Source organism: Acinetobacter lactucae, assembly GCF_013344765.1.
Taxonomy (GTDB): Bacteria; Pseudomonadota; Gammaproteobacteria; order Pseudomonadales; family Moraxellaceae; genus Acinetobacter; species Acinetobacter lactucae_A.
In genome coordinates, this window is the sequence record NZ_JABVBF010000307.1 from 1 (window position 1) to 1609 (window position 1609).

Consider the following 1609-nt stretch of genomic DNA (forward strand, 5'->3'; position numbering starts at 1 on the left):
TTTTTATTATGCAAAAAATGCATGGTTTAATATATTTTTGCATTTCACTCTGCTTCAAAATCGAGCAACAATCCACCTCCATAACAACATCGCCATATTCGATCCGGTTAAAGCAGATAGAAATCTAGGAAGATAAAATCGTCAAAACAACCGGACTGGACTAACAAGGAAAGCTTTCAATTATCTAAATCCCATCAAAGGATGATTGAATCAAATGGATAGAGGTTCACATGAAGCAAAAGAAATTGCTCAAGTATATTGTTATTGCTATTTTACTTGGCGTGCTAACAGGTTGGATTTCTCACCACTTCTTTAATGAAGGTGAGCAACTGAAGCAAATCGCCTCTTATTTCAACATCGTCACAGACATCTTTCTACGTCTTATTAAAATGATTATTGCTCCACTGGTATTTGCTACGATTGTAGGTGGCATTGTATCAATGGGGAAATCTACATCAATCGGCAGTATTACACTTAAGTCGATGACCTGGTTTATTACTGCTTCATTTGTATCGCTTGCCATCGGTATGGGTTTAGCAAACTTTTTCCAACCAGGCGCAGCTTTAGATTTAGTATTGCCAACAGCACAACAATTGAGCAGCTCGTCTCTCCCAGCGACTACTGGTTTCACTTTACAATCGTTCTTGAGCCATGTATTCCCGCGAAGTATTGCAGAAGCAATGGCAAACAATGATATTTTACAAGTCCTTGTTTTTTCTATTTTCTTTGGTTCAGCACTTGCTTTCGTAAATCAAGGCAAAGAAAAAGATTCAGTTATCATTCGTTTGACTGATGAGCTTAGCAAGATTATGTTCCGTATTACTGATTACGTCATGATGTTTGCACCTTTTGCAGTATTTGCTGCAATCGCTTCAGCAATTACGGTACAAGGTTTAGGCTTGATTGTTGATTATGGTATTTTAATCGCAGAGTTTTACTTTGGTCTTCTATTACTTTGGATCATCTTATTCTCTGTTGGTGCAATCGTACTTAAAAAGGATATTTTCCGCCTAGGTAAATTAATTCGCGAACCTGTAACGCTTGCTTTTGCTACAGCTTCAAGCGAATCTGCCTATCCAAAATTAATGGATGCCCTAAATAAATTTGGTGTACCTAAAAAAGTGACTAGCTTCGTTTTGCCTTTGGGTTATTCATTTAACTTAGATGGCTCAATGATGTATACCACCTTTGCAGTACTCTTTATTGCTCAAGCTTACAACATTGATCTTAGCTTCACTCAACAAATCTTAATCTTGTTAACTCTTATGATTACAAGTAAAGGTATTGCGGGGGTTTCAAGAGCTTCTATTGTGGTTATCTCAGCAACACTCACGATGTTCCATTTGCCTGAAGCTGGCATCCTTTTACTACTCGGTATCGATCAGTTCCTTGATATGGGTCGTACTGCAACAAATGTAGTCGGTAACAGTATTGCGACCGCAGTTGTTGCCAAGCTTGAAGGCGATAAAGTGGCTGATACTGAAGAATTATCAGAGCCTGTATTAATTAAATCAAACCAAGAACAAACGATCGCTTAAGTTTCTCTTTTCTCCCACTCTCCCAACTTAAGAGCAATTTTATATGACCTTATAAAATTGCTCTTTTTTTT

Annotated in this window: 1 protein-coding gene; it reads left to right on the top strand. The window is 37.6% G+C overall.

Annotated elements, in window-relative coordinates; all coding sequences use genetic code 11:
- The first annotated feature begins 230 nt into the window (after positions 1–230).
- Positions 231–1538: a dicarboxylate/amino acid:cation symporter gene (locus tag HUN22_RS16910; protein WP_174731825.1), complete on the top strand. Its 1308-nt coding sequence runs from the start codon at positions 231–233 to the stop codon at positions 1536–1538.
- Positions 1539–1609 lie beyond the last annotated feature (71 nt).

Excerpts from the sequence above, each read along its gene's own strand:
- HUN22_RS16910 (WP_174731825.1), top strand. The coding sequence starts at position 231 with ATGAAGCAAAAGAAATTGCTCAAGTATATTGTTATTGCTATTTTACTT.